The 26,358-nt window shown below is 58.6% G+C and carries 23 protein-coding genes and 3 tRNA genes; 14 read left to right on the top strand and 12 right to left on the bottom strand.

Features of this window, described 5'->3' with window-relative positions:
* The first annotated feature begins 19 nt into the window (after positions 1-19).
* On the top strand, positions 20-1,213 hold the full coding sequence (locus tag F6V25_RS11745; protein WP_151128752.1) for a pyridoxal phosphate-dependent aminotransferase: 1,194 nt from the start codon (positions 20-22) through the stop codon (positions 1,211-1,213).
* Positions 1,214-1,502: 289 nt separating this feature from the next.
* Here F6V25_RS11745 and F6V25_RS11740 read toward each other — a convergent pair whose 3' ends face one another.
* Both F6V25_RS11740 and F6V25_RS11735 read right to left on the bottom strand, forming a co-directional pair.
* A complete protein-coding gene (locus F6V25_RS11740; RefSeq protein ID WP_151128751.1) occupies positions 1,503-2,390 on the bottom strand; it encodes a carbon-nitrogen hydrolase in 888 nt (295 codons plus the stop codon).
* Positions 2,387-3,412 (bottom strand): agmatine deiminase family protein, encoded by a 1,026-nt coding sequence (locus tag F6V25_RS11735; protein ID WP_151128750.1) that lies wholly within the window; start codon positions 3,410-3,412, stop codon positions 2,387-2,389. Before F6V25_RS11735 ends, F6V25_RS11740 begins: the two co-directional genes overlap by 4 nt.
* 300 nt (positions 3,413-3,712) lie before the next feature.
* Here F6V25_RS11735 and ispE point away from each other — a divergent pair, with 300 nt between their 5' ends.
* Together ispE and F6V25_RS11725 are read left to right on the top strand one after the other, a co-directional pair.
* Positions 3,713-4,555, top strand: a complete 843-nt coding sequence (ispE, locus tag F6V25_RS11730) for a 4-(cytidine 5'-diphospho)-2-C-methyl-D-erythritol kinase (RefSeq protein WP_151128749.1) — start codon at positions 3,713-3,715, stop codon at positions 4,553-4,555.
* Between the two features lie 27 nt (positions 4,556-4,582).
* Positions 4,583-4,657: transfer RNA gene (locus F6V25_RS11725), tRNA-Gln, on the top strand.
* Positions 4,658-4,734: 77 nt separating this feature from the next.
* Here F6V25_RS11725 and ald read toward each other — a convergent pair.
* The 3 genes from ald to F6V25_RS11710 all read right to left on the bottom strand — a co-directional run bounded on the left by ald (position 4,735) and on the right by F6V25_RS11710 (position 7,412).
* Positions 4,735-5,808, bottom strand: coding sequence for an alanine dehydrogenase (gene ald / locus F6V25_RS11720; RefSeq protein WP_151128748.1), 1,074 nt, complete (start codon positions 5,806-5,808; stop codon positions 4,735-4,737).
* A 773-nt stretch (positions 5,809-6,581) separates the two neighbouring features.
* Positions 6,582-6,911 carry a hypothetical protein gene (locus F6V25_RS11715; protein ID WP_151128747.1) on the bottom strand — a complete coding sequence of 110 codons (330 nt, stop codon included), beginning with the start codon at positions 6,909-6,911 and terminating at the stop codon, positions 6,582-6,584.
* A 144-nt stretch (positions 6,912-7,055) separates the two neighbouring features.
* Positions 7,056-7,412, bottom strand: coding sequence for an HU family DNA-binding protein (locus F6V25_RS11710; RefSeq protein ID WP_275095657.1), 357 nt, complete (start codon positions 7,410-7,412; stop codon positions 7,056-7,058).
* Between the two features lie 430 nt (positions 7,413-7,842).
* Here F6V25_RS11710 and F6V25_RS11705 point away from each other — a divergent pair, with 430 nt between their 5' ends.
* The 6 genes from F6V25_RS11705 (at position 7,843) to F6V25_RS11680 (ending at position 14,980) form a co-directional block, all read left to right on the top strand.
* Positions 7,843-9,690 carry a B12-binding domain-containing radical SAM protein gene (locus F6V25_RS11705; protein ID WP_151128745.1) on the top strand — a complete coding sequence of 616 codons (1,848 nt, stop codon included), beginning with the start codon at positions 7,843-7,845 and terminating at the stop codon, positions 9,688-9,690.
* A 209-nt stretch (positions 9,691-9,899) separates the two neighbouring features.
* A complete protein-coding gene (locus F6V25_RS11700; RefSeq protein ID WP_151128744.1) occupies positions 9,900-10,844 on the top strand; it encodes a ribose-phosphate pyrophosphokinase in 945 nt (314 codons plus the stop codon).
* A gap of 64 nt (positions 10,845-10,908) precedes the next feature.
* Complete coding sequence (locus F6V25_RS11695) at positions 10,909-11,535, top strand: 50S ribosomal protein L25 (RefSeq protein ID WP_151128743.1); 627 nt, start codon at positions 10,909-10,911, stop codon at positions 11,533-11,535.
* An 18-nt stretch (positions 11,536-11,553) separates the two neighbouring features.
* Positions 11,554-12,135, top strand: a complete 582-nt coding sequence (gene pth / locus F6V25_RS11690; RefSeq protein WP_151128742.1) for an aminoacyl-tRNA hydrolase — start codon at positions 11,554-11,556, stop codon at positions 12,133-12,135.
* Positions 12,136-12,338: 203 nt separating this feature from the next.
* Entirely contained in the window at positions 12,339-13,433 is a 1,095-nt protein-coding gene (gene ychF / locus F6V25_RS11685; RefSeq protein WP_151128741.1) for a redox-regulated ATPase YchF, read from the top strand.
* 173 nt (positions 13,434-13,606) lie between these two features.
* Positions 13,607-14,980, top strand: a complete 1,374-nt coding sequence (locus F6V25_RS11680; RefSeq protein WP_151128740.1) for a sigma-54-dependent transcriptional regulator — start codon at positions 13,607-13,609, stop codon at positions 14,978-14,980.
* A gap of 65 nt (positions 14,981-15,045) precedes the next feature.
* On the opposite strand, the gene F6V25_RS11675 is transcribed toward F6V25_RS11680, so the two are convergent.
* The gene (locus tag F6V25_RS11675) at positions 15,046-15,231 is read right to left on the bottom strand and encodes a hypothetical protein (RefSeq protein WP_151128739.1); all 186 of its coding nucleotides are present in this window, start codon (positions 15,229-15,231) and stop codon (positions 15,046-15,048) included.
* A gap of 453 nt (positions 15,232-15,684) precedes the next feature.
* On the opposite strand from F6V25_RS11675, the gene F6V25_RS11670 reads away from it, so the two are divergent.
* Positions 15,685-16,170 (top strand): ferritin-like domain-containing protein, encoded by a 486-nt coding sequence (locus F6V25_RS11670; RefSeq protein ID WP_151128738.1) that lies wholly within the window; start codon positions 15,685-15,687, stop codon positions 16,168-16,170.
* A gap of 226 nt (positions 16,171-16,396) precedes the next feature.
* Complete coding sequence (locus F6V25_RS17530; protein ID WP_151128737.1) at positions 16,397-16,576, top strand: FmdB family zinc ribbon protein; 180 nt, start codon at positions 16,397-16,399, stop codon at positions 16,574-16,576.
* A gap of 228 nt (positions 16,577-16,804) precedes the next feature.
* On the opposite strand, the gene amrS is transcribed toward F6V25_RS17530, so the two are convergent.
* Positions 16,805-17,815 carry an AmmeMemoRadiSam system radical SAM enzyme gene (gene amrS / locus F6V25_RS11655; RefSeq protein ID WP_151128736.1) on the bottom strand — a complete coding sequence of 337 codons (1,011 nt, stop codon included), beginning with the start codon at positions 17,813-17,815 and terminating at the stop codon, positions 16,805-16,807.
* Positions 17,816-18,355: 540 nt separating this feature from the next.
* Here amrS and F6V25_RS11650 point away from each other — a divergent pair.
* Both F6V25_RS11650 and F6V25_RS11645 read left to right on the top strand, forming a co-directional pair.
* Positions 18,356-19,363, top strand: coding sequence for a hypothetical protein (locus F6V25_RS11650; RefSeq protein ID WP_151128735.1), 1,008 nt, complete (start codon positions 18,356-18,358; stop codon positions 19,361-19,363).
* Between the two features lie 42 nt (positions 19,364-19,405).
* Entirely contained in the window at positions 19,406-19,852 is a 447-nt protein-coding gene (locus F6V25_RS11645) for a heme-binding domain-containing protein (RefSeq protein ID WP_151128734.1), read from the top strand.
* A gap of 88 nt (positions 19,853-19,940) precedes the next feature.
* On the opposite strand, the gene yfbR is transcribed toward F6V25_RS11645, so the two are convergent.
* The 3 genes from yfbR to F6V25_RS11630 form a co-directional block, all read right to left on the bottom strand.
* The gene (gene yfbR, locus F6V25_RS11640) at positions 19,941-20,549 is read right to left on the bottom strand and encodes a 5'-deoxynucleotidase (protein WP_151128733.1); all 609 of its coding nucleotides are present in this window, start codon (positions 20,547-20,549) and stop codon (positions 19,941-19,943) included.
* 3 nt (positions 20,550-20,552) lie between these two features.
* On the bottom strand, positions 20,553-21,695 hold the full coding sequence (locus F6V25_RS11635; RefSeq protein ID WP_151128732.1) for a deoxyguanosinetriphosphate triphosphohydrolase: 1,143 nt from the start codon (positions 21,693-21,695) through the stop codon (positions 20,553-20,555).
* 97 nt (positions 21,696-21,792) lie between these two features.
* Positions 21,793-21,868 (bottom strand) — tRNA-Ala (locus F6V25_RS11630).
* Positions 21,869-22,036: 168 nt separating this feature from the next.
* On the opposite strand from F6V25_RS11630, the gene F6V25_RS11625 reads away from it, so the two are divergent.
* Positions 22,037-22,123 (top strand) — tRNA-Leu (locus tag F6V25_RS11625).
* 197 nt (positions 22,124-22,320) lie between these two features.
* On the opposite strand, the gene F6V25_RS11620 is transcribed toward F6V25_RS11625, so the two are convergent.
* Together F6V25_RS11620 and F6V25_RS11615 are read right to left on the bottom strand one after the other, a co-directional pair.
* Positions 22,321-23,430 (bottom strand): 6-phosphofructokinase, encoded by a 1,110-nt coding sequence (locus tag F6V25_RS11620; protein WP_151128731.1) that lies wholly within the window; start codon positions 23,428-23,430, stop codon positions 22,321-22,323.
* Positions 23,431-23,491: 61 nt separating this feature from the next.
* Positions 23,492-26,065: a PAS domain-containing protein gene (locus F6V25_RS11615; protein WP_246167033.1), complete on the bottom strand. Its 2,574-nt coding sequence runs from the start codon at positions 26,063-26,065 to the stop codon at positions 23,492-23,494.
* Between the last annotated feature and the right edge of the window lie 293 nt (positions 26,066-26,358).

Raw genomic sequence — 26,358 nt, 5'->3', positions numbered from 1 at the left:
GCACCAGGGAGGAACAGCCATGGCCATCGCTACCAAAATTGCCGGATTCATCTCACGATCATCCTGGATTCGCAAGATGTTCGAGGAGGGAGAGATTCTGCGCCGGGAATTCGGTGCCGACAACGTCTATGACTTCACCCTGGGAAACCCGAATGTGGAACCGCCCGAAGCCTTCTACCGCGAGCTTCTGGCCTTGGCCCAACATCCCCTGCCCGGCATGCACAGTTATATGAACAATGCGGGCTACACCGAAACCCGGGCCGCCGTGGCGGCCAAACTGGCCAAGGATTCCGGGCTGCCGGTCACCTTCGAACACGTGGTCATGACCTGCGGAGCGGGAGGGGCACTCAATGTGGTGCTCAAGACCATCCTCAATCCGGGTGATGAGGTTATCGTCCTGGCCCCCTATTTTGTGGAATACACATCGTACATCGACAACCACGGCGGCGTTCCGGTGCCGGTCTGGACCGACCGCGACACCTTCCAGCTCGACGTGGACGCCATCGAACGGGCGCTCACGCCGAAGACGCGGGCCATCATCGTCTGCTCTCCCAACAACCCTACCGGGGTGATCTATCCTGCGGAAAGCCTGCGTAAACTCGGCGATCTCCTGGAGAAGACGCAGCAGAAGACCAGCCGCCATATTTACGTCATCTCCGATGAACCCTACGCCCGCATTACCTATGACGGCAAGCACGTCCCCAATATCTTCCCGCTGATAGAAAATGCCGTCATCGTTACTTCCCACAGCAAAGATCTGGCCCTGCCGGGCGAGCGGATCGGGTACCTGGCCATCAACCCACGGATGCCCACCGCCATGCAGTTCATGGGGGGCGCCATCTACTGCAACCGTGTCCTGGGTTTCGTCAATGCACCGGCCCTCATGCAGCGTCTGGTGGCCAACCTGCAGGACGAGTCGGTGGATATCGAACCGTATCGGTCGAAACGCGATCTTCTGCTACGGGAGTTGACCGCCATGGGGTTCAAGGTGGTTAAACCGGACGGCGCCTTTTACCTCTTCCCCGCCTCCCCCCTGGCCGACGACGTGGCATTCATCAAACTGGCCCAGAAACACCGCATCCTCCTGGTGCCGGGAAGCGGATTTGGGGCGCCCGGCTTTTTCAGGATCGCCTACTGCGTGGACATGGGCATGATCGAGCGGAGCCTGCCGGCCTGGCGCGCATTGGCCCAGGAAGCCGGGCTCAAAGGATAAGTCGCCTTACCGACCGTACCCGCAGCAACATACCGGACATGAAACGGCAGAGGCCCCCAAAGGATTTTTCAACCTTTTGGGGGCCTCTGCCGTTTGGCTCGGCACACCTAACCACCCTGAAAACGTCCGCCACAGAGACACGGAGACACGGAGAAAAGCGGGAGCAAAACAAATAAACAGCGGATTCAAATGTTGTTTTCCCCAAATTAGATACTGCGTTTTTCTCTGTGTACCTCTGTGTCTCCGTGTCTCTGTGGCGGGTGTCGATCTTAAAACTGGGTCTGCCGCATCAATCCCGGAAACGCTTCACCAGGTCCCCATAGGCGTCGATACGCCGGTCACGGAGAAACGGCCAGATGCGCCGCACAGTTTCGCTCCGCGCCAGATCCAGGTCCACCAGCAGGATGTCCTCATCCTCCCGAGAGGCCTCCGCCAGCAGTTCCCCTTGGGGCCCGGCCGCAAAACTGCTTCCCCAGAACCGGATTCCGGTTTCGGGATGGTGAGGGGACGGCTCGAACCCGACCCGGTTAACGGCCAGAAGCGGCAGGCCATTGGCCACGGCATGGCCGCGCTGAACGGTGATCCAGGCGTCCCGCTGGCGCTCCTGCTCTGCCGTGCCGTCGGCCGGGTCCCAACCGATGGCAGTGGGGTAGATGAGGAGATCGGCCCCGGCCAGGGCCATCATGCGGGCCGCCTCGGGATACCACTGGTCCCAGCAGACCAGGACCCCGAGGGTGCCGACCGAGGTCTTGATCGGATTGAACCCCAGATCCCCCGGCGTAAAATAGAATTTCTCGTAAAAGCCCGGGTCGTCGGGGATGTGCATCTTGCGGTAGATGCCGGCGGTGGAGCCATCCTTTTCGAAGACCACAGCGGTGTTGTGGTACAGGCCGGGGGCACGACGCTCGAAGAGCGAGGCCACAACGACCACCCCCAACTCGCCGGCCAGGCCGGCAATGGCGCGGCTGGCGGCACCCGGGATCGGCTCGGCCATATCGAACAGGGCGGGGTCCTCCACCTGACAGAAGTATGGGCCGGCATGCAATTCCTGTAGGACCACCAGCGCAGCCCCATCGGCCGCGGCGCGCCTGATCATGGCGCAACTTCTCTCCAGGTTTGTGCCTTTATCGTTGCCGCAACGCTGCTGAATCAATGCAGTCCTGAGGAGTCGCGTCATGGCAGGACCCCCTGGGGCAACTGCATGGTCACGCAGTGCAGGGAGCCGTGCTGTTCCAGGAGCGGCAGGCAGTCGATGCCGATGATCTCCCGGCCGGGAAAGGCCTGACCGATGCACGCCATGGCCGGTTCGTCCTTTTCCGGATCCCGGTAGGTGGGGACCAGCACGGCGCCGTTGATCACCAGAAAATTGGCGTAGGTGGCCGGCAGACGGTGGGCCTGGTCATCGAAACGGGCCTTGGGCCAGGGAAGCGGGAGCAGGCGGTAGGGTGAACCGTCCGGAGCCCGGAAGGCCTTCAGTTCCTCCTCCATCAGTTTCAACTCCTGATAGTGTTCGTCCCGGGGGTCGTCGCAGGCCGTATAGACGATGGTATTGTCCGGGCAGATGCGCGCCAGTGTGTCGATATGGGAATCGGTGTCGTCCCCGGCCAGGAAACCGTGATTGAGCCACAGCACGCGGCCGGCCCCCAGAAGGGAGGCCAGGGCCAGTTCGATCTCCCCCTTGTCCAGTTGCGGGTTGCGATTGGGCGATAGCAGGCATTCGGCGGTGGTCAGGATGGTGCCGAGCCCGTCGCTCTCGACGCTGCCCCCTTCCAGGATCAGGCCGACGGTCTTGAGGTTGGGGACCAGCGCGCCCAGTTCCTTGAGCCGTTTGGAGATCAGATTATCATGATTGGCGGCGAACTTGAGTCCCCAGCCGTTGAAGCCGAAGTCCAGCAGCACCGGCCGGTCGTTGAAGATTACCGTAAGGGGGCCAAAGTCCCGGGCCCAGGTATCATTGCTGGGCACCTCGCAGACAACGACCCTGTCCAGGTCAATACCGGCGGCGGCCAGGCACTCCCGGGCCGAGGCGGCGCTGGGCGCGGTCAACACCACCCGTTCAAACCGGGTGATCCGGCGGATAATCTCGACAAAGGCCGGATGGACATCGTCCAGCATAGAGGACCAATCGGTGCCCTCGTGGGGCCAGGCCAGCAGGACGCCGTCCTGCGCTTCCCATTCGGCGGGAAATCTCGGATTCACGGTCACATCTCCTTTTGAACGAATCTCACCCCTGTCGTCAGGGGCGGTGACCAGTATAGTATGGTGAAACCTCGCCGCGCAAGCCCGCTTTTTATCGTCAAACGAAAAACCGCCGGCCCGATCTCCCCTGTTGCAGGCAACCGGGACGATGCCCGGCACCGGATAAACTCGCCGATGAGTTTTTAACCACCATGCCCGTGGACACTTTGGGCTTGCCTTTAAGGGGCTCTTGCGTTAAGTAAATATTCCCAATTTCAACCCACATCACTGCGGGGTGCGCCCCGCAACCATGGAGTGTGTGTGAAGAGCCTGACGTTACAAGCCCCTGCCAAGGTCAACTACCGCCTGGACGTGATCCGGCGCCGCCCCGACGGCTATCACGATCTGCGCATGGTCATGCAGCGGGTCAACCTGTGCGATATCATTACCATTACCCTGACCGACACCCCCGGCATCACCGTTACCTGCGGCAAAAACGGCGTGCCCGACGGGCCGGGAAACATCGCCTGGAAGGCTGCCAAAGCCTTGCTCGACCTGGCGGACCAGGGGATGGGGGCGGCCATCGACATCGCCAAGAACATCCCCGTTGCGGCCGGCCTGGGCGGGGGGAGCAGCGATGCCGCCACGGTGCTGATGGGCATGAATGAGTTGCTGGGCCTTCAGCTCTCGGAACAGCGCCTCATGGAGATCGGCCTTACCCTGGGGGCCGATGTGCCCTTCTTCGTCTTTCAAAAACCGGCCCTGGCGGAGGGCGTCGGCGAACAGCTCGCCCCCATGCCGGCCATGCCGCCCGTCTGGGTGCTGCTGGTCAACCCTGGTGTGCATGTTTCCACGGCCTGGGTTTATCGAAGTTTACAGTTGACAAACCGGGACGGTCTGGCTAAACTCCCCGAGCTTTTTCGGAGTATTGAGGATATCTGTTCGATCTTTTCCAACGACCTGGAATCGGTAACCATCCCCGCTTTTCCCGTAATTGCCGAGATCAAGGAAATCATGCTTCGCGAGGGTGCGGCAGGCGCCATGATGTCCGGTAGCGGCCCCACCGTCTTCGGTCTCTTCCGGGACCGGGAAAGCGCCGAACGGGCCCGCACCGTTCTGACCGCCGACACCGGTTGGTTCGCCGCCGTTGCCGAAACAATCTAAGATACAATCTCTTCCTCTTTCGTTTATTGGGGCGTCGCCAAGCGGTAAGGCACCGGATTTTGATTCCGGCATTCGCAGGTTCGATCCCTGCCGCCCCAGCCAATAAAACAGCCACTTACGTTAATTCGCAGGTGGCTGTTTTGTTGTTTTGAGACACACTGTAGCTTTTTTTCACTATCTCATGACACAGGTGGCAGAGCCGGATGGACAATCCTCCCATCCCGGACGTTCACCGCTGTTGCCAAAGCTGGCAGCTTGGCAACAGCCCGCTCTACCCCGTGTTCGGCAAGCATCATCACGTAGGGGAGTGTGGCATTGGTCAAGGCCAGGGTGGAGGTTTGCGGGTAGGCCCCAGGCATGTTGGCGACGGCATAGTGGACAATGCCGTCCACAAGGTAGAAGGGATCGCCATGTGTCGTGGGACGGGTCGTCTCGACGCAGCCGCCCTGGTCCACCGCGACGTCGACGATTACCGCCCCCTTCTTCATCTCGCCCACCATCTCCCCCGTTATGAGCAACGGAGTCCTGCCGCCCGGCGTCAAGACCGCGCCGATGACCACGTCCGCATCCCTTATCTCGGTGCTGATGGTTTCTCTCACCAGCGACCCGGTTCGCACCCGGCCGCCCGTCAACTCGTCGATCCGCCGCAGTCGCTCGATCCCCCGATTCAGCACGACGGTCTCCATGCCGATGCCCGTCGCAACCCGAGCTGCATGGGAACCAACCGTACCAGCCCCCAGGATGAGCGCCTTGGCAGGTCGTACCCCCACCGCACCCGTCGGAAGCAGGCCGCCCCCTCCCACGCACCTTTGCAACAACCAAGCCGCCACCAGGGGGGCCATCCGGCCTGCCACCTCGCTCATGGGGGCCAATAGCGGGAGGTCGCCGTTGATTTCAAGGGTTTCATAGGCCAGGGCGGCAATCCTTCTTTCCACGAGAAACATAGTCAATTTGCGATTGGGGGCCAGGTGAAGGTAGGCAAAGAGGGTCTGTCCTTCCCGGAATAGATCAAATTCCTCCGGTAGTGGTTCCTTAACCTTGACAATCAGTTCGCCCTGCCGGAACAGCTCTTTGTGAGCAACAATCGTGGCGCCGTTCTGCCGGTAGTGATCGTCATAGAAGCCGCTCCCGTTCCCCGCGCCGCTTTCCACAAGCACCTTGTGACCTGCCTTTGTCAGTTCCGCGGCGCCGGCCGGTGTAAGGGCCACCCGGTACTCTTCTCTCTTGATCTCTTTGGGAACGGCTATTATCATGGCATCCTCCATTCTCTGCCGCTCGTTATGATCGCCACGTTGTTGGCTCATGATTCCTCAGTTTGCCATTAAGTTTACCATCTTTCCGCTCTTGCGCCCGAAACCGTCGGACAGAAATTCACGTGTTATAATAAATTTCATAGCAGCCTCCCCCGAGGGTGAGTAGACGCCGGACAACCGGACAAATGAGGCACGGCTATGAGAGATACAGAGGGGCAGCGGGATAAAATCCGGGCAGCAATGGACTCTCTCCAATCACGCCTAAACCGCTCACCACTCTTTTTGCCCATTTCCCGAAAAAGGTTTATGATAATAATAAGGTAGTACGATGTACGACACATCCCGAAAGGGGGATCAGGTCATGGCAAGCAAAAGTGCAAAGATATGCGCGGTTACCGATAGCCGACAGCGCGCCCAATTGAGCAGCGAACCCGCATTCTATTGTTCCAGATGCGGGGCGAAAACCCACAGCAGCACCAGCGTCTGCGAACCGGTGCCGTTCGAGCCGGATCACTGAATCTCCGAGGATCATCCGATCCGGAGCATAGAGGCAAAGAATCAAAGTAAAGAGGCATCTTCATCGATAGATGGAGGTGCCTCTTTGCTGCGTAAGTCCCCCACCCCAGCGCATAACGCCGACAACGGCACGGGAAACCGCAAGGCCGCCCACAACTACCTGGGCAAAGCCTCTGCGGCCTCCGCTATCGGGGCGAGGTTCATTGCGAAATGTGAAGGAATGCGATTATGAACGGGTTGGTGCCGTCGCGGTATTTTCAGGCGTCTGTGGGCTTTTTGTCGGCATTTATGTGGAGCTGGCAATGGAGACATTTGCGCAAATAAAGGAGGGTCATACCATTGACATGGAAAAGATTTCCGCAGCGGGGGCAGACGCACACAGCCGACCAGAACATGGTAATAATGAGAATAACAACCCATATCCCGATGGAGGTGCCCATCGTGCGGTAGGTCGGCGAAATTGAATGGATGACCCACATGGCCGGTATGTAGATGGCGACGGTTCCGAAAAAATACCTGCGTCGTTTTCGAATCACGGCAAGTCCGGGACCGAATCCGGCTGCGTCAGGGGTTTGCTTGTCATCCATAGGCTTGCGTCCCTCGCCTGCGGTCATTGGGAAGAGAGTTTTGCGGAGAACCGAAATAAAGGCCGTTTTCTGTGCGAAAACGGCCTTTGCTTGTGTGACGCCCCGGCCATGCTGGGTTTAAAAAAGCCACCCATTGATACAGAGCTATTTCTTTTTTGCCTTTTTAGGAGCCGCCTTTTTGGGAGCGGCTTTCTTCGGCGCAGCTGCCTTAAGGTCTTTCAAAGGTTTGCCTGCGGAGAACTTGCCAACGGTCTTGGCCGGAATCTTGAGAGCCTTGCCGGTCTGGGGGTTCCGTCCGGTACGAGCTTTTCGCGTGACCGCACTGAAGGTACCGAAGCCGATCAAGGTGACTTTTTCGCCACTCCTGAGTGCTGCGGTTGTAGCATCGATGAACCCCTTGAGGGCCTTTTCAGCCTGCGTCTTGGTGATTCCTGCCGCCTCTGCGATCTTTACTGCCAGCTCTGCCTTGGTCATTGTGCTCTCCTTTCGAGCTCTATGAATTAGCCTCCATTACGAAGGCATCTGTACATGAATCAGAGCATTGCTTCTTGTAGATCAGACTAGATTCTTGCGACGACCACTCTCAGGTTTACCTGCTACTTCTTGCTATTTTTCATACACATATCACAAACCCTTTGCAAATTGCCAATAAAAATGCGGCTTGGCGACGACCTACGCATATAATTTGCTGGTATACAATGGTGCAGGTAGTGTAAACACCGGGCACACATCCCCGGCCAGCCACGGTAGTATCGAGCGAACATATTGATTTTGCTATTGACTTTGACCAGAAATTGTAGTAATTTTCCAAGCAACAAAGAAGGATCGCTACCAATAGGGTTAGCTTGCCAAGCTAACCCTTTTTCATTGTACCGGCCGCAAACCGCCTGGGCGTCCCCTTACCGGACGCTTCTTGAAAGGATTCGCACCCGTGCGCATCACCCTTGTCTCACTTCATCCCGCCCCTTCCCCCCAGGCGATTCCTCTTGCCAACGCCTTTTTAAAATGCTTTGCGGCCGAAACAGGCACAGAAATAGACTTGGAGGATTTTTTTGTCGGCGACGACGCCCTCGCGTGCGCCCACAACCTGGTAGAGCGGCAACCGGCAGCCATCGGTTTTTCCCTGTATGTATGGAACCGCGCCGCCTGCCTGGCAATCGCGGCCGAGGTGCGCCGCTGCATGCCCCGGGTGCTGCTTTTCGCCGGCGGGCCGGAGGTGACGGCCGACCCGCACGGCGTGCTCGACGGATCTTCCCTGGACCTGGCCATCGTGGGTGAAGGGGAAAAACCTTTTGCGACCCTCTGCACGCGACTGGCCGGCAACGCCCCCCTGGAGGGCATCCCCGGCATACTGCTGCCAGGGACGGCGACGCCCTTTACCCCCGCCGCCCCCTTGGCCGATCTGGACGCCATCCCCTCCCCTTACCTGGAGGGCCTTCTGGATTACGGCCGCTATCCGGGCATCCTGTGGCAGCTTTCCCGCGGATGCGGCTTTACCTGCGATTTTTGTTTCGACTCCCGGGGTCAGCACGGCGTACGGCGTTTTTCCCTGGAGCGGATCGAATCCGAACTGCGCCATTTTGCCAAGGGCCGGGTATCCCAGGTCTTTGTGCTCGATTCCACGTTCAACCAGGACTTGAAAAGGGCCAAGGCCATCCTGAGGCTGATCAAAAGGATCGCGCCCGGCATCCACTTCCACTTCGAAGTCCGCAGCGAGTTCATCGACCGGGAACTGGCCAACCTCTTTTCCCAAATCACCTGCTCGCTGCAGATCGGCCTGCAAAGCGCCGACAGCCATGTCCTGCGGGGGGTTGGGCGTTCCTTTCGGCCCGACGACTTTGCCGCACGGATCAGCCTGCTCAACGAGAGCGGCGCCACCTTCGGCTTCGACCTCATCTACGGCCTGCCCGGCGACACCCTGGCGGGTTTCCGCCGCAGCCTGGACTTTGCCCTGGCGCTCTACCCCAACCACCTGGACATCTTCCCCCTGGCGGTGCTGCCCGGCACCCCCCTTGCCGACCGGAGCGCCGCCATCGGCCTCAACCACCTGCCCCAGCCGCCCTACACCCTGCTCTCCTCCCCCACGATCTCGGCTGGCGACATGATCGTGGCGCAGCGCCTGGCAACGGCCTGCGACATCTTCTACACCCGGGGCAAGGCCGTGGCCTGGTTCAATGAGGTCGTCAAAGCCCTCAAGACATCCCCCAGCGGTTTTCTGAACCTGTTTTCCCAATGGCTGCCGACCGTGCAGGACGCGCAGATCGGTGAAAGCGATCTGGACGACCAGGCGGTCTGGCAACTCCAACGGGACTTTCTGGGCAGCGCATTCGGCAAACCGGGCCTGAAACGGCTTCTGCCCGTGGTTCTCGACCTGGTGGATTACCACTACCACTATGCCGCCGCACTCCTGACCCCGCCGGAACAACCGCCGGGGCGAAACAAGGATAAGGGCCGCCTCCTGCACCTACCATTGCGGCTGGCAGGGTCGGTCCGTCTGGCGGAGTTTCACTACGAAATCTTGGAAATTCTGGATGCCGGCGTGCCGGACATTCGCCGCCTGGCCGACACCCTGGCCCCGGTCGGCTCCTTTGCCGCCATCTATCCGGGCCGCGACGGGGTCTGCACCGAGTCCCTGGCCGAGCCCTATTTCCGTCTTCTGGAGCGTTTGAACGGCACGGACCCGGCCGGGCGCATCGCTGCAGACCTGGAGCTAGAGGCCGACGAGGCAACGCATTTTCTTCTGTTTGCCCTGACCGAGGTGATCGTGCTGCGGGGCTGACGCCGCGCCCCTCCGCGCACCACGGCCGGACAAACGCACGTCCGAGCCGGTTTGGATGCCTCCGGCAGGGAATAAGCGCCCCATGAGCGAAAGAGGTTGCATTTTGACGGTCGTTTTAGTATATCTTTCATTTCCTTTTTGGAAATTCAGGGATTTCCGCGCGTAGAGCCCGGTATAGTCCTTTTTGGCTGAGAGGCAGACAAACCATTATGCTCGACAAGATCAAAATCTTTTCCGGCAATTCCAACCCAACCCTTGCCCTGAAAATTTGCGAGGCCCTCAAGATGCCGTTGGGGGCGGCCCGTGTCCGTAGGTTTTCGGACGGCGAGGTTATGGTTGAAATCAACGAAAACGTCCGTGGCCGTGATGTCTATGTCATCCAGTCCACCTGCGCCCCGACCAACGACAACCTGATGGAACTGCTGGTCATGACCGACGCCCTCAAACGGGCCTCCGCCGCGACCATCACCGCCGTGGTCCCCTATTACGGTTACGCCCGCCAGGATCGCAAGGCCGCGCCCCGTACCCCGATCACCGCCAAGCTGGTGGCCGACCTGATCACCACGGCCGGTATCGACCGGGTGGTAACGGTAGACCTGCACGCCGGCCAGATCCAGGGGTTCTTCGATATTCCGGTGGACAACCTCTATGCGGCACCCGTCATCCTCAATCACCTAAAAAACCGCTTCGACGGCCAGCCGATCGTGATGGTGACCCCGGATGCGGGCGGCACCGAACGGGCGAGGGCTTTTGCCAAACGGCTGGAATGTTCACTGGCGGTGATCGATAAACGCCGCACCGGCCCCAACGTTGCCGAGGTCATGCACCTGATCGGCGATGTGCGCGGCAAGATCGCCATCATTCTGGACGACATGATCGACACCGCCGGAACACTTACCCAGGCGGCCAAGGCGCTCAAGGAAAACGGCGCCACTGCCGTCTATGCCTGCGCCACCCATGGCGTGCTCTCCGGTCCGGCCATCGAACGTATCAACAATTCGGAGATCTCCGAGGTCGTGTTGACCGACACCCTCCCGCTGGGAGACAAGGAAAACATGACAACGAAGATCACGATGCTGTCCGTGTCGGGGCTTCTGGCGGAGGCCATCCGCCGCATCCATGAGGATGAATCCGTCAGCTCGCTTTTTGTTTAGGAACATACTTTTATAATTGTACAGGGTGGGGTCCGCCCCATCACTACACGTGGAGGAACACCGTATGCAACAGAAACTGATGAACATCGAACTGAGATCGAAGACCGGCAAGGGCGTCAGCCGCCAGTTGAGAATTGCCGATATGGTCCCCGGCGTCGTGTACGGCAAGGGAATGGATCCTGTTGCGGTAAGCATCAAATATCGCGATCTTCAGGATGCCCTTGCAGGCGAAGGCGGCCAGAACAACCTGATCACCCTGGTGGGAGGCGGCAGCCTGGACCAGAGCATGGCCATTATTGCCGATATGCAGCGTGATGCGCTCAGAGGCACCTATCGCCACGTTGACCTCCACCGCATCAACATGAACGAAAAACTGCGCGTTACGGTCCCGGTCATCCTGAAGGGCACCGCCGCAGGCGTCAAGGAAGGCGGCCTGCTGGACCTGGCCCATCACGAACTGCACGTGGAATGTCTGCCGGGCAATATCCCCGACACCATCGAGATCGACATCACCAGCCTGCAACTCAACCACTCGATCCACATCGGCGAGATTCCTCTCCCGGATGGGGTCAAACTGCTCGAAAACCCCAAGACCCCCGTGGTCAGCGTCCTCGGCAGAACCAAGGAAGAAGCGGAAGAAGATGCCGCAGCAGCGGCTGCTGCCGCAGCCCCCGCCGAACCTGCCGCGTAACCGGATCAGTTTTATTCCATGAAGACTTTACTCATAGCGGGGCTGGGTAATCCCGGCCCCATGTACCAATGGACCCGCCACAATGCGGGTTTCCTTTTTTTGGATCGCCTGGCTCACCGGGAAAACCTCTCCATAACCCGCAAGTCCTTTTCCGGGCTGGCGGGCGAATGGAGCCGCGGCGACGACCGCCTGATCCTGCTCAAGCCGCAGACCTTCATGAACCTCTCCGGAAAGTCGGTCATGCAAGCGCTCCAGTTTTACAAACTCCCCCTGTCGAACCTGGTCGTGATCCATGACGAGCTCGACCTGCCGTTCGGAACGGCACGCTTCAAGCAAGGGGGCGGGCATGGCGGGCACAACGGCCTGCGTTCCATTATGGAACAACTCGGCAAGGGGGATTTCATCAGGCTGCGTATCGGCATCGGCAAACCGGTCCACGGGGATACGAGCAATTACGTCCTGGGAAACATCCCTCCGGACCAGATGGAGGCCCTTCCCAAAATACTGGACGGCGGCCAGGACATGCTGGAGATGATGCTGGACGAGGGACTGCCCAAGGCCATGAGCATGTTCAACAACCGCAACTTCCTGGATGGGTGAAATTACAAAAAATCAGAAAATCTGCCACAGAGACACGGAGACACAGAGGTTCACAGAGAAAAGCGCAATGAAATATGAATAGTTGTTTTTTCGTTTTTCATTTCTTTGGTTTTCTCTGAATCTCTGTGTCTCTGTGGCAGATTATGATCTTCAATGTTGTGGCAGAATTGACGTTTGAATAGTACGCAATTAAGGATGAAATCATGGGTTTTAACTGCGGTATCGTCGGGCTGCCCAACGTGGGCAAGTCCACCATCTTCAACGCACTGACCTCGGCCGGCGCCGAATCGGCCAACTACCCCTTCTGCACCATCGACCCCAACGTGGGGATCGTACAGGTGCCCGACCCGCGCATGGATCAGCTCTCGGCCATTGTCAAACCGCAGAAGATCCAGCCCACCACCATCGAGTTCGTGGACATCGCCGGTCTGGTCAAGGGGGCCAGTTCGGGAGAGGGACTCGGCAACCAGTTCCTGGGCCATATCCGCAGCGTGGACGCCATCGTCCATGTGGTGCGCTGTTTTGACGACGATAATGTGGTGCATGTCAGCGGCCGTGTCTCGCCGGCCGACGACATCGAAGTGATCAACACCGAACTGGCCCTGGCCGATCTGGACACGGTGGACAAGAAAATCCTGCGGGCCGACAAGATGGCGCGCAGCGGCGACAAGAAGGCCAAGGACGAGGTCGCCTTCTACCAGCGGGTCCGGGCTTTGCTGGAACAGGTCAAAAGGCTCCGCGGCGTGGCGGAAAACGAGGATGAGCGGCTCTGGCTGCGGGACCTGCACCTCTTGACCGACAAACCGGTCCTGTATGTGGCCAACGTGGCCGAGGACGACCTGGGCGGCGAGCACCCCTTTGTGGCCCAGGTACGGGAGATCGCCGGGGCGGAAGGCGCCGGGGCGGTGGTGATCTGCGGCAAGCTCGAAGCCGAGATCTCGGAACTGGAAGGAGAGGAAAAACAGGCATTCCTCCACGACATGGGGCTGGCGGAAGCGGGTCTGGACCGCCTGATCCGCAGCGGCTACGAACTGCTGGGGCTGATCACCTATTTCACCGCCGGCGTCAAGGAAGTACGGGCCTGGACCATCGTCAACGGCACCAAGGCTCCCCAGGCTGCCGGTGTGATCCATACCGACTTTGAAAAGGGTTTTATCCGGGCCGAGGTGATCGCCTATGCCGACTTCATCTCGTGCAACGGCGAGGCCGGGGCCAAGGAAAAGGGGCTCATGCGCCTGGAAGGCAAGGAGTACGTGGTTAAGGACGGCGACGTGATGCATTTCCGCTTCAACGTTTAAAAGTATATTGAAAATCTACTGCGGGGCCGATCTGCGGCGTTGCCGCTCGCTCACAAGCTCGACGTACCGAGGGGTACGCCTCGCTTCCTCGCTCGCTTGCGCCTTGCATATCGGCCTCCTCATTACGATTTTCAATATACTTTTAAAGCACGACGGCATGTGAGGTAGGTACGATGGTACACGACACCCGGATCCTCCTGATTGACGACGACGACTCGGGGCGCGAGGCCCTGGAACTGCTCCTTAAATCGGTCGGGTACAGTGTTGCCTCGGCAGCCACCGGTGAAGCGGCCCTCGAACTCATGGCCCAGGAGCCGTTCAAACTGATCGTCTCCGACCTGTTCCTGCCGGACAAAAGCGGGTTCGACATCCTGCAGAGCGCCCGCACCATCTCCCCTTCCACCGAGGTCATCGTCATCACCGGTCACGCCTCCGCCGAAACAGCGGTGCGGGCCATGAAGGAAGGAGCCTGCGACTACATAACCAAACCGGTCAATTTCGACGAGCTGAAGCTGGTCATCGGCAAAGCCCTGGAGAAGCAGCAGCTCCTCTCAGAAAATATCTACCTGCGCAAGCAACTCCAGAAACGTTTCGAATTCAGCAACATCATCGGCAGTTCCCCGGCCATGACCCTGGTCTTCGAACGGATGACCCGCATCGTCAAGACCGACTCGACTGTATTGATCAGCGGAGAATCGGGCACCGGCAAGGAGTTGGTGGCCCGGGCTCTCCATTACAACGGCAACCGGCGGGACAAGCCGTTCATTGCCGTCAACTGCAGCGCCATACCGGAGGCCCTGCTGGAGAGCGAACTGTTCGGTCATGTACGCGGCGCCTTCACCGGCGCCATCAGGGACAAGGCCGGAAAATTCGAGGCGGCCAATCACGGGACCATCTTTCTGGACGAGATCGGGACCATGCCTCTGCACCTGCAAACCAAACTGCTGCGCGTCATCCAGGAACAGGAACTGGAACGGGTCGGCTCGAACAAACCGATCAAACTTGATGTGCGGATCATCTCGGCCACCAACCTGGACCTGGAGCAGCAGGTCCGCCAGAACAAGTTCCGCGAAGACCTCTTCTACCGCCTCAATGTCATCCCCCTGCACCTCCCTCCCCTGCGTGAACGCCAGTCCGACATCATGGCGCTGGTGGAACATTTCCTGGCAAAATGCTGCCGGGTGATGTCACGCACGCCCATGACCATCAACAAGCACGCCCTGGAGGCGTTGGAAGCGTACGCCTGGCCAGGTAACGTGCGGGAGCTGGAAAACATGGTGGAACGGCTGGTGGCCCTGACGGAGGGGGACGTTATCCACTATGAAGACCTCCCGCCAGGAATCAGCGGCCAGAGGCTGGCATCGGGCGGACCGTACATCGAACTTACCGAACAGGGGATCAACATGGTCGATTCCCTGACCACCATCGAAAAATCATTGATCTCGCAAGCCCTGGCCATGGCCGGGGGGGTTAAGGCAAAGGCAGCCACACTGCTCGGCATCAACCGGACAACCCTGGTCGAAAAGATGAAACGCCTCAGTATGTAGGGCTGCGGATCATCTTTTGTCGGCAAACAGTGGCGTCCAGACGTTACGGTAGCAGTATCGTCCGGCTATATGCGTTTTCCTTTCGGGACGATGTGTTTCAGTTTTTTTGAGCCATCATAATATGTTTGCTTTATGACCCCCCGTTTTTCTTTAAGATCCTTCTTAGAGGCTTCCTCCTCTATCAGGATTTCGGCTTCTCTTGTCAGCCCCTCGATTTTTTCCTCCTCTTTTTCATTAATCTGAACTGTCATTTAGAACACCTCCGTGATTGACGTCCCTGCTATTTTTAGTCTGGATATGGTTAAAGGTATCTCTCACCATTGTATTGTCAAGACGGTGCTGAACGTTATCACGTCTTTTCAATGGATAAAGCCGGTCTCCCACCAGGTTATTCCGAGTGATGACCAGCCATGCCGCAGGATTTTTCCGGATCGGATTCCACAGCATTTTTTATCCCTTTTGTGCACACCAGGTTGTAAGAGGTGACGCTGCGCCAAACAGGATGATCGTCTCGCCAAATAGATCGCTGTTACTTCCCGTCACATGGGGTGGCAAAAATGTTTTTTCAAGCATTGAAGAACCTGCTCTTCAGGCTATACTCAAATTGAAGTAATAGATGAACGGCTTTCTATTTGCCTGGCAGCGCAGGGAAACCCAAAACACGAAGATCGGACGGATGAAATCGGACGGGACAGGAGACGGAGATGAACGTATTCGATTTTGCGCTGAAAATGGAAGAGGACAGCAAGGCATTTTATGAGAAACTGGCCGCGGAAACGAGCGAGCCCGAGTTAAAATCGATTTTTTCCATGCTGGCTGCTGCTGAGGAGGAACATAGCAGGGCGATCAAAGCGATGAAGAAGAATGTAACCCCCGGCAGTGCCGACTCAAAGTTGCTGGAAAATACCAAAAATGTCTTCCAGGACCTTCTGGACAGGAAGAATGTCCTCACAATACTGAAGAGTGATCCCGACGGGTACCGGCATGCAATCAAGTTTTCCATGGCGGGGATCATGTTGTACGAGGATATGGCCAAGAGGGAGGCAGCCCCAGCGACAGCAAAAATCCTCCTCATGCTCGCCGAAGAGGAGAGAAAACATCTCGAAATCATGGAAAACATCTACGACTTTGTGGAAGCCCCCAAGGACTTCCTGGCCTGGGGAGAGTTCAGTAATATCAAGGAGCTTTAGCCGAGTGAGAAGGCTGGCGAGCCCTCGTGCGGATAAAGGCGCCGTTTTCTGTTGCTTCCAGACGATGCTTACCGATGCCGCGACAGGGGCTGCCATCGTCCCCTGCGCTCCGGGATAGCTCTTTGGAACCGGCCGAAGCCGGGGTGCGCATCCGGTGGCGGAGGACCAACACAGAGGTGTCTTCTGGCGGGCCCGGGAGCGGCAATGATTTCATCCTTACAACAAAATGAGGACAACCGCTATGCCGATCTATGAGTATCGATGTGAAGCATGTGGCACGATCTTTTCAGTAAAGATGAGTATGGCGGATCATGAGCAGGGGCCCAGAGTGTGCCCTACCTGCAAAGGGAGTAACGTACTCCCGCACTACACCACATTCTACGCAAAGACGAGCAAGAAGAGTTGATCCGGGCAATCTTTTCTTCTTCCAATGGGCGAATCCAGCCGGCGAACCGCTCGCGGTCCCACTGCACGGTGTATGCGAGGTATATCGCACCGGTGATCTCGTTTGGCGCCTGAAGCTGGTGCAGGTTACCCCAGCCGAATGCCGGACATGCGGCTTTGTTTTCACCGGGCGCGACCGGTTGCCACCTCCATCCAAGTGCCCGATCTGCCGCAAGTTCCGCCATACGCATCAGATGCCGATACCGGCTATGGCGGCACCGCATTCGGGACAGGCCCCATTGCGAATCCTGTTGGTGCCTATGGCAAAACCGTAACGCTCGATCAGCAGTGTTGAACAGGAGGGGCACCGGGTGTTTTCACCGCCTTCGCCGGGCACGTTGCCTTCGTAAACATAGCGCAGCCCGGCGGCGCGGCCGATCTCCCGCGCCTTTCGCAAGGTATCAACTGGCGTCCTCGGACGGTCGGTCAACTTGTAGGTGGGGTAGAACTGGGTCACATGCCAAGGGGTGTCGACCCCAAGGTTGTCAACAATGAACGCTGCTATGCCCTTCAACTCGGCGTCAGAGTCGTTGAGTCCCGGGATAATCAGGGTGGTGAGTTCAATCCAGATTCCCTGGTTGCGATGCTCGATGATCGAGTCGAGGACTTCGGAGAGACGAGCATGGACAACGTCGCGGTAAAAACTTTCCGAGAAGCCCTTCAGGTCGATGTTGACGGCATCCAGGTATGGCGTGATCATCGCCAGCGCCTCTTTGCTGATGTAGCCATTGGTGACGAAAATATTGCGCAGCCCCGCCTCCTTGGCGAGGCGGGCGGTGTCGTAGGCGAACTCGAAGAAGATGGTCGGCTCGGTATAGGTGTAAGAGATGGAACGACAGTCGTTATTCCTGGCGCTCAGAACGATCTCCTGAGGGGTCTGCTCCATCCCCGGGATCGGTTCATCCCGCTCCACCTGGGAAATGGAGTAGTTCTGGCAGTGGCGGCAGCGGAAGTTGCACCCCACCGTTGCAATGGAATACGACCTGCTTCCCGGCATGACATGGAAGAGCGGTTTTTTTTCGATTGGATCAACATGCTCGGCGCAGAGTTTACCGTAGACCAGGCTGTACAGGGTACCACCCCGGTTTTCCCGGACCATGCAGATGCCCCGCGCCCCATCGGCGATCAGGCATCGGAAGCGGCAAAGGCCGCAGCGCACCCGGCTGTCTTCTTCCCGTTCATAAAACAGCGCTTCCTTCATGGTCTCCTCCTGTGCGTCCGGTGCCATTGCCACATTAAGTCGCTCTGGCCGAACGCTGACGACCGGTATCGCTTGTGCTACAGTCCTGCCGTGATGATCTCCAGGTAACCCGCGTGCCCACGGGCGTTCCGCCCGGCACGTACGGCCTGTTTTAACTATACTGCAAGAACACTGACACGCAATCGATCACGCAACGCAAGGCCTTCAACATCATTATCATAAAATCAATGCCCAATAATCGGTGCAATCCTGTCGTATTGACGCGTTTTCCAACGTATTTTGTGAATAGCCGCAAAATGCAGGAACGTAATTGTCTAGACTTGTGAGAACATACTTGTTATTTTCATAAATTGTAAAATTTTCAACCTGTTTTCACGGAAATGCGCCCCTGCAACAGCAGCGGATTATGATGCATTTTGATAGAAACGTAATGGTCTGCCGAAAATTATCGCCCGGAATCACCTGAAAAATACCATTGGTCCTGTGATGCGACACCTTCCGTTCACGATAGGCCGTATCATGGAGCCCCAGGAGTTCAAGATGAAACGCAAAGCACTGGCCCTCCTCTCCGGCGGGCTTGATTCCACCCTTGCCGTCAAGCTGATGCTCGACCTGGGCATTGACGTGGAGGCCCTCAACTTTACCTCCCCTTTCTGCACCTGCACCGGCAAGAACGCCGGCTGCAAATCCGAGGCGGTCCGGGTGGCCGAGGAATTCCAGATCCCCATCAAGGTCATGAGCAAGGGGCTCGACTACCTGGAGGTGGTCCGCAACCCGCGCCATGGTTACGGCAAGGGGATCAACCCCTGCATCGATTGCCGCATCTACCTGTTGCGCAAGGCCAAGGAATACATGGCTGAGAGCGGCGCCGACTTCGTCTTCACCGGCGAGGTGCTCGGACAGCGGCCCATGAGCCAGCGCCGCGACGCCATGCGGGTGATCGAGCGGGAAAGCGGCCTGGAAGACCTGCTGTTGCGGCCGTTATCGGCCCATTTCCTCCCTCCGACCCTCCCCGAGCGTGAGGGCTGGATCGACCGGGAAAAACTCCTCGCCATCAGGGGACGTTCCCGCAAGGATCAGATTCAACTCGCCGACGAGATGGACGTCAGGAACTACCCCTGCCCCGCCGGCGGTTGCCTGTTGACCGAGCTCTCCTTCGTCCCCAAGGTCCGGGATATCTTCGACCACAGCGACGAACTCAAACTGCGGGATTGCCGTCTGCTCAAGATTGGCCGCCACTTCCGCATCGGGGCACGCACCAAGGTCATCATCGGACGCAACGAGGCGGATAACAATCTCCTGGAGAACGTGATGCAGACGGGCGAGACGGCCATTACCTGGATGGACGGCAATACGCCCGCAGGGGTCATCATCGGCGACCAGGACCCCGCCGGCATCGGGCTGGCGGCGCGCATCCTTTTGCGCTACACCAAGGCCGAGCAGAGCGGCGCCTGCCGGGTCAAGGTCCGCCGCAACGGTGCCGAAGAGATCATTACCGTTGCGAACGACCTGAACGAGACAGCCGTCACCCCGTACCTGATAGCGTAATCCCGGGACTCCAACTACCATACTCCACAAGGGAGCATACTCATGAGCATCGTCAGGAAGTCACTCGCTATTCTCATCGTCCTTGCCGCAGCCAGCCAACTGGTCCCCTACGGGAAGGATCATACAAATCCGCCGGCGGTCAATGAACCGACCTGGGACAGCCCCGCTACGCGCGACCTCGTAAAGCAGGCCTGCTTCGACTGCCACAGCAACGAAACCGTCTGGCCCTGGTATTCACGGATTGCCCCGGCCTCGTGGCTGGTTTACTACGATGTGGTCGAAGCGCGTAGGCACCTGAACTTTTCCCAGTGGCAGGGGGGCACGGGCAAGGGAGAGAAACCCGATAGGGCGACTAGAGAGGTGGAGTCTGGGGACATGCCCCCGTTCCAGTATCGCATCGCCCACCCCCATGCCCGGCTGGACGACGCCTCGCGGAAGGCCCTGCTGCAAGGCTTGGCGGCGACCATGAACGGGTCCGGTAAACACTGAACCGAAACGGACACAGTGGTCCGCACAAACAATAACGCGCCCGGCAGACATGCCGGACGCGTTTTTTTATTCCCGTAATTCCCCTGTGCTACCCCAGGCGCAACTCGTCCAGGGACAGCCGGTAGCCGGGCAGGAACTTTTCCAAAAAGTAGCGCACCTCGGGCAGCGGGCTATTGGAAAGAGCCTCCAGATGTTCGGCCCCGGCCCGTTTGAACTCAAGATTGCCGGATTTATCCTCTTCAATGCACTTTACCAGCGCAGCGATCTTGTCGGCAGCCTTGACCAGAATACGGTACTCCTCATCCCCTTCGAAAAAGAAGAGCGGCTCGTATTCCTTGGCCAGTTCAGGCGGCAGCATGGCCAGGAGCTTGCGGCGCGCCCGGTCTTCCAACTGGTGGAAGGAACGTTTGAAATTGGGGTTGAAGTGCTTGACCGGGGTGGGCATATCGCCGGTGAAGATCTCGCTGGCATCGTGAAAGATACCGAAGAGCGCGGCCCGGGACGGGTCCAGAACACCGCCGAAATAGGTCTTGCGGATCATGGCCAGGGCATGGGCGATCACCGCCACATCCAGGCTGTGCTCCTGGATATTCTCCGGCACGGTGTTGCGCATCAGGCCCCAACGGCCGATGTAGCGCATACGCGCCAGAAAGGCGAAAAAATCGTAGGTGCCGTCCTGCTTCTCTGCCTGCTGCATCTCTTAGCCCCGTTCGTACGGCTCGAAGAGCCGCTTGTATTCATCCAGCGCAAAACGGTCGGTCATGCCGGCGATATAATCGCAGACCACCCGTTCCAGGCCGAAACGGTCGAACCGCGCCCGGTATTTAGGGGGCAGCAGGTTCGGAAAACGGATATAGGTCTCGAACAGCCGGGTGATGAAGATCTCAGACTTGACCCGCATCTTATCAACCTTGTAATGGCGGTAGAGGTGCTCGAACAGGAACCGCTTCAACTCCATGTTCTGCACCGTGATACCGTCGCTGAAATGCACCAGGGGGCGGTTGACCTGCCGCAGGTCGTCCAGCGAAGCGATGGCGTACCGCTCCAGGTTGGCAACAATGGTGGCGCAGATGTCCCCGATTAACAGGCCGATCAGGGCGCTGATGGTCTGGTACATCAGGCGCTTGGTGTCGGCGGCCGGGTATTTCCGCTGTACCCCGTCCCAGGCCTGGCGCCAGATATCGATCTGCTCCAGCATCTCCAGGGTGATGTACCCGGATTTCAGCCCGTCGTCGATATCATGGTTGTTGTAGGCGATCTCGTCGGCATAATTGATGATCTGGGCTTCCAGGGAGGGCACCACGCCCGGCAGGAACCCGGTCATGACCTCCGACGGGGCATCGTAGGGGCTGGAATGCTTGATGATCCCCTCACGCAGTTCCCAGGTCAGGTTCAGGCCGTTGAATTCGGGGTAACGCTCTTCCAGCTCATCCACCGTGCGGAAGGATTGCAGGTTATGCTCAAAGCCGCCGTGCCCGGCCATGAGCCGGTTCAGCACCTCCTCCCCCGTATGCCCGAAGGGGGTATGCCCCAGGTCGTGGGCTAGGGCCAGCGCCTCGGTCAATTCTTCGTTCAGGTGCAGGCGACGCGCGATGGCGCGGCCGATCTGGGCCACCTCCAGGGAATGGGTCAGGCGGGTGCGGTAATAGTCCCCCTCGTGGTTGACGAACACCTGGGTCTTGTACTCCAGGCGCCGGAAAGCGGCGCAATGGATGATACGGTCCCGGTCCCGCTCGAAGGCCGGACGGTCATCGCGAAATTCCTCGACATGCTTTCGGCCGCGCGACTGGGCGCTGGTGCAGGCGTAGCCGGCCAGATCGGTACGTTCGGCGGATACGAACATGGCATTACCTCGTGGAAAACGTGGGGACAGGGCGGACAAATGGTGGCAAATTTAAAAGAAAAAAGCACTTACGAAATATCGTAAGTGCTTGAATTTCTGGTGGAGCTGAACAGGATCGAACTGTCGACCTCTTGAATGCCATTCAAGCGCTCTCCCAACTGAGCTACAGCCCCATTGACTAAGGAAGTAATTAACTACCAGATGACGCCGTCACTGTCAATATTATTTTGAATTTTTTTGCAGTATTTTTTTCAAGGGCGACATCCCCGCCCCTCTGAGCCGTGGAACAGCGGTATTTATTCTTGACGGGCAAGAAGGGTTACAGTATAGTGCCGAGACCTGCCGGAGTGGTGAAATTGGTAGACGCACTGGACTCAAAATCCAGCGCCCGCAAGGGCATGCCGGTTCGACCCCGGCCTCCGGCACCATCTATGAATATAAAGGCTTTGCGGATTTTCCCGCAAAGCCTTTTTCTTTGACAAGTATCGCAGACCATTGTCTGGGGCAAAACAATTAAGTATATTGCTTAAATGCATAAGTAGCTGTTGAGGTGGGAGGGGCTAGCCCACTAATTTCAGAAATTGAAAATTGCGGCCTTGCCTCTCATGGCATCTGCTCCCCAGCCCTAATCCCCAAAACACGTATGCACGCTGCGGGCGCTCTTGACCCAGTCATGATCCAGCGGCACGGTCTTGCGCTTCCCCACCACGTCCTTGAGCGGCACCGCCTTGACGCCGTCGCCCCGCGCGGCCACCATGACGCCGAATTCGCCTTTATTGATGAGATCGGCACAGGCCGTACCCAGGCGTGTGGCCAGCAGACGATCCCCCGCCGAAGGCGTCCCCCCGCGCTGCAAGTACCCCAGGATCGTGAGGCGCGATTCCAGGCCGGTGAGCTCTTCCAGCTGCCGGGCCAGTTGCAGGCTGTTACCCGGCTTGCTGTCGGCAATCCGTTCCTGGGCCTGCTGTTTTTGCTCTTTCTTCTTTTTATCCTTGCCCTTGCCCCCTTCGGCCAGCCTAGCCGCGTCTTCCCGGGAAACGGCACCTTCGGCCATGGCAACGATGCTGAACCCCTGCCCACTGTGACTGCGGCGCATGATTGCCGCGGCAACCTGTTTCACATCGTACGGTATTTCCGGGATCAGAATGACATCGGCCCCGCCGGCAATGCCGGCCCCCAAGGCCAGCCACCCCGCCTTGTTGCCCATCAACTCCAAAACGAGGATACGATGGTGGCTGTGGGCGGTGCTGTGCAACCGGTCCACCGCTTCCGTGGCAATACCGAGAGCGGTGTCGTAGCCAAAGGAGACATCGGTCAGGGCCACGTCGTTGTCGATGGTCTTGGGCAGGGTAATCACATTCAACCCCTGCTTCATCAGATGATAGGCGTTCTTCTGCGTACCGCCGCCCCCCAGGCAGACCAACGCATCCAGGTGGTGCTTGCGATAGTTTTCCACAATGACGCCGGTCATATCCATCAGTTTGCCGGCAACGGGCATGGCGTAGGGCTTGTCACGGCTCGTGCCCAAAATGGTGCCGCCCAAGGTGAGAATGCCCGAAAGCGCGGCCGAATCCAGCAATTGCGTCCGGTTTTCCATCATGCCGCGAAAGCCGTCGCGGAACCCGATGACCCTCATGCCGTACCGTCCCAGGAGCGCCTTGCCGACCCCTCGGATTGCCGCATTCAGCCCAGGACTGTCGCCCCCGGAAGTCAAGATGCCAATCATTTTGCTCATGGTTTGCCGGCCTTTCCCCTCTGAATCCCAGATCTACGCTTTTGCAGCTCCCCCCAACCCCTCACCGATCCAGCACCTCCCGCACCTTGGCCGCCAAATCGGGCAGGGAAAAGGGCTTCGAGATAAAGTATACCCCTTCATCCAGCACGCCGTGGTGGGCGATGACGTTCGCCGTATATCCCGACATGAAGAGGCACTTTACCTTCGGGCAGAGCTGCGCCAGATTTCTGGCCAGTTCCCGCCCGTTCATCCCGGGCATGACCACATCGGTCATAAGGAGCTGAATCGCGGCGGCATGCTCCCGGGCCAGCCGAATCGCCTCGCTTGGGCCGCTGGCAGCCAGCACGTCGTATCCCTGTTTTTCCAGCAGTATCTTCGTCATCTTCAGTATGCTCGAATCATCCTCGACCAGCAGAATGGTCTCCCGCCCCCCGGAAAACGGCTTTGCAGCGTCCTCAAACGGGACCTGTCCCCCTGCGCCTTCGTACCGGGGCAGGTACATCCTGAGCGTCGTTCCATGGCCCGGCTCGCTGTAGATAGTGATAAATCCGTTGTTCTGCCTGACGATGCCGTAGACCGTCGCCAGGCCCAGGCCGGTGCCCCGGCCAACCCCCTTGGTCGTGAAGAACGGCTCGAAGATATGCGCCATGGTTTCCTTGTCCATGCCGCAGCCATCATCGCTCACGGCAAGCAGCACGTACTCGCCCGGCAGAAACCCCACGTGGGCGGCACAATACTCCTGGTCAAAAATGCGGTTTCCGGTTTCGATGGTGATCTTGCCCACATCGGCGATGGCATCGCGGGCGTTGACGCACAGATTTGCCAGAATCTGGTCGATCTGGGACGGGTCAAACTTGACCTGCCACAGATTGTCTGCCGGCTTCCACGCGAGATCGATATCCTCGCCGATGAGGCGCCGCAGCATCTTGAGGGTGTTCTCCACGGCCCCGTTCAGGTTCAGCACCTTGGGGGCAATGGTCTGCTTGCGGGCAAAGGCCAACAGCTGCTGCGTGAGATCGGCGGACTTCTGGGCGGCCTTGTGAATCTCCTCCAGCTTGGCCTGTAACGGGTGCGCCGGCTCCAACTCGGCGATCCCCATCTGGGCATACCCCATAATGACCGTCAGCAAATTATTGAAGTCATGGGCCACGCCGCCGGCCAGCCGGCCCACCGACTCCATCTTCTGGGCCTGCTGGAGTTGGGCTTCCAGGTTGGCCTTTTCCTCCTCGGCCCGCTTGAGCTCCGTGAAGTCGGCAACCAGCACAAAGAATCCCTGCGCCTTACCCTCGACCAGATCAGGGACATAATGGGTCCAGGTGTAGCCCACTTCACCGTTCGGCTTTACCAGGGGCCTCTCGAAACGCTGCGGCTCGCCCCGCAGGACGCTGCGAATGCGGGGTTCATACTTGCGAAATTCCGTTTCGCCCATCAGTTCCAGAAGGGAAATCCCCATCATCTGTTCCGGACTCTTGCCGAACCACTCCAGATACGCCCTGTTGGCGAACCGGCAGCGAAGCTCATCGGTCCAGTAGCTGACCATGCCGGGGAGTTGATCGTTCAGCGTCCGGAGGAACCGCTCGCTGGCGATCAGCTTTTCTTCCGCCTGCTTGCGCAACATGGCCTCGCCGATATTCTCGGCGACCCCTTCAAGCGTTTCTATGGCCTCAAGGGTGAAACACCCGGCTTTGCGATCGTTCAGTTGCAACAGCCCGACGATGCGCCCTTTGGCCCGAATGGGGATCAGGGCGATGGAGGCGAATCCCTGGTGTATGCACTCGTTGCGGGGGTTGCTCCTGGGGTCTTCGTCGGCAGGCACCTGAAGAGCGGGAAACGAATCATTGGTCCAGCAACTGCCCCCTTTGGTGAAACCGGCGTCCGCGGCATCCGTCTTCCCGGTAACCACCAGCCCGCAAGTGCATTCCAGGCAGACATCACCGCATTCGTCCCGGCAAATACCCCCGTCCCGTGTTCTGGCCAGGAGCGAATTTTCCTTGTGCAGGAACTCCTGGGAGAAACCTTCCTGGTAGAAATAGGGGAAGTCGTCTTCGTCCTGCAGGCGAATGCCCACGGCATCAACCCCGGTCGCCGTCTTCACCAGGCCGATGACCTTTTGGATGGCCTCTTTCTGGTCCCCTTTTTCGTTCAACACCCGCAGTATGTCCTGGCCCATGCCGCGGTAGGCTTCCGACCTTTTGCGGGCCGTGATGTCGCGCGCGATGTGAACGCAGGAGGTCAAGACCCCCTCGGCATCATAGATCGGCGATACCGTCACCTCGAAAATGCCGTTCAGCCTCTTTTCTTCAACCTGCTCCGTATGCATGCACCCATCCTGCGTCATCCTGACATGGGGACAATTCCCCGCCGAATCAGGCGATGCATGCATTACCTCATGACACTTCCGCCCGATCAATTCTTCCGGGCGGAGACCGCAACGGTTCGCCATGGCCCGGTTGACGCGCCGTATGGTGTAGTGGGCGTCAATGATCGTTATGAGGTCGGAGACGGCATCGAAGGTCTGTTCCCAATCCTGCCAGGCTTGGTGGTTCTGGTGCCGCTCGTCTTTCGGTTCAGGTGATATTCGCTTGGCGCAGACCGGTTCATCGGCCATAGCCGGTAAGCTCGATTGATCATGCATGAAAGAGGCCCCTTGACGGTATCGACATGTCGATAGTAGTGCCAAGAACTTTATCAGATGATTGTGTCGATGCAAGAGCGGCCGGAGCGGGGCCAGAAAGGAGCAGCCGCAGAGCAGGCGTCGGCATAGGGGGCGGGAGTAATGATCAGGGCCAAACTCCGGCCGGAGAAAACATGGGGGCTTTGCCGAAATCCCCAGGGAAGCGTTTTCCTTTTAGGCATCCGCAGGCGGACATCCGTCTGGAGGCACGACCGGGCAATCCGCATCGTCTTCCCCCTTGAACGTCGGAGTTG

Origin of the sequence: Oryzomonas japonica (genome assembly GCF_008802365.1) — a bacterium.
Lineage (GTDB): Bacteria > Desulfobacterota > Desulfuromonadia > Geobacterales > Pseudopelobacteraceae > Oryzomonas > Oryzomonas japonica.
Note: the sequence above shows the minus strand (reverse complement) of the source record. Positions and strands in the feature narration are given on the sequence as shown.